Here is a 4,658-nt window from a genome sequence, read left to right on the forward strand (position 1 = left end):
TCATGATAATAGGGCCTTCTGATTAGAAGGCCCTATTATCAATGATTTTTATCCTCGTGACGACACTATCTAAAAAACACCACAAAAAACACGTAAAACACACTGCAACTAAACCAGCTGCTCAACCGGCTGCATAAGTTACCGTGTAATACCCCGCCTGCTGTACAGGCTGAGTAAATCGTCGGCGCTGAACCCTGGGGTGAAGCGCCGTTTTTCTCTGGAGGGCCTATGCTGCGACGTTACCGTTTCGAGTTCATCCTGTTAATGCTGATTGTCTGCGCGCTCATAGCCCTGCGGCTTTTTCTTTCCTGATGTAGCACGCTGATTTTACTCCCACTTTTTTCTCGCCCCGTCTATAGTTTATAAACTTGGGTTCACATTACATAATCATAATTACCCCATCAGAGTGTGATATGCGAAAAACCGTTGTGCTATTGCTGGGATCGTTTTGTCTCTTTTCTGCTTACGGGCATGCCGATGATGGTGATGATGACACCATGGATGCGGCTCAAATCAAGACCCTGTTCTTTGGTCATGATGACCGCGTTCGAGTGACCACGCCGACCCGCTCGCCCTGGGATGCCATTGGGCAACTGGAAACGGCCAGCGGCAATTTGTGTACCGCAACGCTTATTTCTCCCCACCTGGCCTTAACCGCCGGGCATTGTCTGTTGACGCCGCCGAACGGCAAGCCGGATAAAGCGGTGGCGCTGCGTTTTGTGTCACAGAAAGGTACCTGGCGTTATGAAATCCACGGTATTGAAGGCCGTGTCGATCCGTCGCTGGGTAAACGGCTGAAACCCGATGGCGATGGCTGGATTGTGCCGTCATCCGCCGCACCGTGGGATTTTGGTCTGGTTGTGCTGCGCAATCCGCCATCCGGCATTACGCCGTTACCGCTGTTTGTCGGTGATAAAGCGGCGCTTACGGAGGCGTTAAAAGTGGCAGAGCGTAAAGTCACCCAGTCGGGTTATCCCGCCGATCATCTGGACGCGCTCTACAGCCACGAAGATTGCATTGTTACCGGCTGGGCGCAAAACAGCGTGTTGTCACATCAGTGCGATACGCTGCCTGGCGACAGCGGTTCACCGCTGATGTTGAAAACCGACGAAGGCTGGCAGCTTATCGCGGTACAGAGTTCGGCTCCAGCGGCCAAAGATCGCTGGCGTGCCGACAACCGGGCAATTTCCGTCACCGGTTTTCGTGACAAACTCGAAGCGCTGGCAAAAGAGTAATCTCAGCCCTGCCGCAGATGACGCAAATGCAGGATGTCATCCAGCGGCAGCGGTTCGCTAAACCAGTAGCCCTGCAACTGGTCACAGCCCGCTAAACGCAACATTTTCACCTGCATTTCGTTCTCAACGCCTTCGGCCACCACCATCATCCCCAGCGCGCTGGCGATACGGATCGTCCCACTCACAAGCGCCGACGCCTGCTCATCGTCGTCCACCAGCCCGGCCAGCGATTTATCAATCTTGATCGTTTCAAAATTGAAGCGCCGCAGATAGCCGATGCTCGAATAGCCGGTGCCAAAATCATCCAGCGCCACCGCCGTGCCCAGCGCTTTCAGGGTGGTGATGGCGATACGCGCGCGCTCCGGATTCTCCAGCACATAGGTTTCGGTCACTTCCAACTGCAGACGTGCGGCCGGGAAGCGCGTGCTTCTCAGGACATTCGCCACCTTGTCTTCAAAATCAGGATCGCGAAACTGTGCCGGAGAAATATTCACCGACAGCTTTAAATCGCTGTACATCTGCAGATCGTTACAGGCACGGCGCAACACAAATTGCCCCAGCTCGTAAATCAGGCCGCTGGTTTCGGCAATGGTAATAAAATCATCAGGCTTGAGTTCCCCGCCCGGACGACGCGGCCAGCGGACCAGCGCTTCAACACCAATCATCGCCAGAGTCCGCGCATCGACAATTGGCTGATACCAGACATCAAATTCACCACGCTCCAGCCCGTTGCGGATATCATTTTCAATCAACAACTGCCGCTCGCGAGCGCTGTTTAGCGCCGCATCGTAGTGGGTGATACGCCCTTTACCGCTGCTTTTGGAGTGGTACATGGCGATATCGGCACGGCGGAAAAGCTCGGAGCTGGGGCACTCCACCAGCGTACCGCTGGCAATCCCAATACTGGCCCCAATGTGGATCGTGCGTTCCCCCACCTCTATGGGGTTGTTAAGGTATTCCAGCACGCGCTCGGCAAACCCGGCGGCCTGCTCCTCCGCCCACGGGCCACCAACGGTCATGGCGAATTCATCGCCGCCCATTCGCGCCAGCATCCCATGGGTGGGCACTTTCTCCCGCAGCGTCTGGGCAATTGTGCTGATCAGGCGGTCGCCAAGGTCATGACCGTAAATGTCGTTCACATCCTTAAAGCCGTCGAGATCGACAAAGGCCACGCTCATCATGCTGGTATCGCCCTGCGCAGCAAGTTTATCGAGATGCTCAATCAGGGCGCGACGATTTGGCAGGCGGCTCAGCCAGTCGGTTAAAGCAATTCTGCGGGCGATCTTTTCCCCTTTCGCCAGCTTATACAGCCCGGCGCTGCTCAGTACGATAAACAGCAAAATCAGCCCGGATGCCAGTATCGCAATGTGGTGAATTTCCGTGGCCGCCGCATGCGCGGCCTGTGCGCCCGGCAAACCTGGCGACCAGTTCAGCCAGCCAAGCGTTTCGCCCGACGAGCTTTGCAAGGGCACGGTAGAAGCATCCGGCTTGTCGGGGGTGAACGTTAAACTGCTAATCTGGAACGTATCGCCCAGATCTTTGAGTATTTGGGTATTCAGATGCCGCGTGATAACCAGATAGCGACGGGTATTATCATGAACCTGTAATCGTCCGACCATCGGGCGAATAAGGCCAATCCCGACAAACGCTATGCCATTGCGCGTACGGGTGATCCCGGCATAAATTTCATTATTTGCCGACAGCGCAGGCGCATTATTACGGATCAGCGCTTGTAATCCCTTGCCAAAAAAGGCCAGCGAATGCTCTTCGAATTTCTGACTATTAAACGTGCCCCACAGAACATGAAAATGCTCATCCAGCACAAAGGTTCCGTCATAGAGATTATTGACTTTAAAGCCGGTGCCCCAGGTTTTGTACAGCCAGTCAGTATCCAGTTCAGGGCGATAGGCTTCGCGAACGGCATCATCCCAGACGGCGTTATCAATAACCAGCGAGCGCATCCGGTTTACTGAGGTCTGCACCGCCCCCTGTACAGCTAATGCGGTGCGATGTTCATCAATTTCGTTGGTTTTAGTACTGATGAGATGCAGTGAAAGATAGAGCAGTGCAACAATAGAAATAATGAGCCCAATCCCCGCCATGAAGATCATGACGAACAGGGTTTTGGCATTGGGTATATTACGCCAGCTAAATGGGTTCAACATTCACTGCCCCTCTATCCTTAACAGGAAAAACAGCCGGTTGAGTACTTCCGTTAACTAAGCGTAATACAGTCGGGGGATTTCGCTGCCCCTAATTCAGGCAGCGATCATATCAGGCGAGTTTTATTAAGATCATGCCGACAATCAATAAGATAAGCCCCGCCCAGCCTTTCTTGTTCAGACGCTGGCCGAAGAGGATCCAGCCCGCCGCCAGGGTCGCGGCGATACCAAACCCACCCCAGAGTGCATAAGCCACTGACAAATCGATACCTTTTACCGCCTGAGACAGCGCGGCAAAGGCGGCCAGCACCGCCACCAGCGAGCCAATACCGTATAATTTATGGCGAAAACCGGATGAGAACTTCAGGAAAATATTGGCGACGATCTCAAGAATAATGGCCGCCGCCAGCCAGGCGCCATGTACCCACTCAAACTGTTGCATTGCCCTGCTCCTGCGGCGCTTTCACCGCTTTTCGGGTACCCGATTTGATCAGCACAATCCCGACAACCAGCGTCATCAACCCGGCAATTTTCATCGGGGAGAGTGTTTCATCAAACAACACCACGCTGAACAGGGTGATCAGTAAAATACCGATCCCTTCCCACAGGGCATAGGCCACGCCGAGGGCTATTTTTTTAACGGCGAACGATAATAAAATATATGACAGAGCAATCATCACCAGCATCAGAATAAAACCGGTGTGTCCGTTGGTAACACTTGCCCACTTCATTGATAATGTGCCGGTTATTTCAGCCACAATCGCCAGCGCTAATAATATCCAGTAAATCATCATGCTTCTCCTGCTTGAGAATATAATCCTGCATGGCCATTCCATAACGGAAAGCCCGATGCGTAAAAATGAATGTCGCGTGGTTTACGCGAGCGTAAGCAGAGAGAAAAGGACTATAGCGCCGAGCGCCAGTGTTGTTCGCCGGAAAGCAGGCAGACAGAAGAGATGAGACGGGAAAAACCAGAGATGAACGTCCTGAACAAATTATCCATAAAATTACAATATCCGCACATTGCTTCTCATCGTGGCGGAACGATTGTCCTCAGTAGTAAAACACGCCCTATTTCTACCACAGGGCCTGTTTTTCCTCAAATCCTTTTCAATTCTTTACCCATACCTTTGTGTTTTCGGGAATTTACCCACATCCGCCCCCGGAATATACCAAAGGCGGAAAGCGAATTCAGATAATAAGTGCAACGCTCGGACATGATTGTGGAGAGTGTAGGAGGAAGGGTTAACTACCGATAAGT

Annotated in this window: 6 protein-coding genes; 2 read left to right on the forward strand and 4 right to left on the reverse strand. The window is 52.8% G+C overall.

Annotation, left to right across the window (positions count from 1 at the left end):
* Positions 1–228 precede the first annotated feature (228 nt).
* Positions 229–312: a small membrane protein YdgU gene (ydgU, locus tag ACSZPU_RS23565; RefSeq protein WP_090088754.1), complete on the forward strand. Its 84-nt coding sequence runs from the start codon at positions 229–231 to the stop codon at positions 310–312.
* Between the two features lie 101 nt (positions 313–413).
* Positions 414–1,235, forward strand: a complete 822-nt coding sequence (locus tag ACSZPU_RS23570) for a trypsin-like serine peptidase (RefSeq protein ID WP_499003876.1) — start codon at positions 414–416, stop codon at positions 1,233–1,235.
* A 2-nt stretch (positions 1,236–1,237) separates the two neighbouring features.
* Here the strand turns inward: ACSZPU_RS23570 and ACSZPU_RS23575 are convergent, their stop codons facing one another.
* From ACSZPU_RS23575 to ACSZPU_RS23590, 4 genes are all read right to left on the reverse strand, one after another.
* Positions 1,238–3,400 (reverse strand): bifunctional diguanylate cyclase/phosphodiesterase, encoded by a 2,163-nt coding sequence (locus tag ACSZPU_RS23575; protein ID WP_499003879.1) that lies wholly within the window; start codon positions 3,398–3,400, stop codon positions 1,238–1,240.
* Between the two features lie 109 nt (positions 3,401–3,509).
* Positions 3,510–3,839, reverse strand: coding sequence for a multidrug/spermidine efflux SMR transporter subunit MdtI (gene mdtI, locus ACSZPU_RS23580; protein ID WP_499003881.1), 330 nt, complete (start codon positions 3,837–3,839; stop codon positions 3,510–3,512).
* A complete protein-coding gene (gene mdtJ / locus ACSZPU_RS23585; protein ID WP_499003886.1) occupies positions 3,826–4,188 on the reverse strand; it encodes a multidrug/spermidine efflux SMR transporter subunit MdtJ in 363 nt (120 codons plus the stop codon). Before mdtJ ends, mdtI begins: the two co-directional genes overlap by 14 nt.
* Before the next feature lie 113 nt (positions 4,189–4,301).
* Complete coding sequence (locus tag ACSZPU_RS23590) at positions 4,302–4,421, reverse strand: protein YdgV (RefSeq protein WP_499003883.1); 120 nt, start codon at positions 4,419–4,421, stop codon at positions 4,302–4,304.
* Positions 4,422–4,658 lie beyond the last annotated feature (237 nt).

This window comes from Phytobacter sp. V69 (assembly GCF_965644215.1).
In the GTDB taxonomy this organism is placed as follows: Bacteria; Pseudomonadota; Gammaproteobacteria; order Enterobacterales; family Enterobacteriaceae; genus Phytobacter.

Excerpts from the sequence above, each read along its gene's own strand:
- mdtI (WP_499003881.1), bottom strand. The coding sequence starts at position 3,839 with ATGCAACAGTTTGAGTGGGTACATGGCGCCTGGCTGGCGGCGGCCATT.
- ACSZPU_RS23590 (WP_499003883.1), bottom strand. The coding sequence starts at position 4,421 with ATGTGCGGATATTGTAATTTTATGGATAATTTGTTCAGGACGTTCATC.
- ydgU (WP_090088754.1), top strand. The coding sequence starts at position 229 with ATGCTGCGACGTTACCGTTTCGAGTTCATCCTGTTAATGCTGATTGTC.
- ACSZPU_RS23570 (WP_499003876.1), top strand. The coding sequence starts at position 414 with ATGCGAAAAACCGTTGTGCTATTGCTGGGATCGTTTTGTCTCTTTTCT.
- mdtJ (WP_499003886.1), bottom strand. The coding sequence starts at position 4,188 with ATGATTTACTGGATATTATTAGCGCTGGCGATTGTGGCTGAAATAACC.
- ACSZPU_RS23575 (WP_499003879.1), bottom strand. The coding sequence starts at position 3,400 with ATGTTGAACCCATTTAGCTGGCGTAATATACCCAATGCCAAAACCCTG.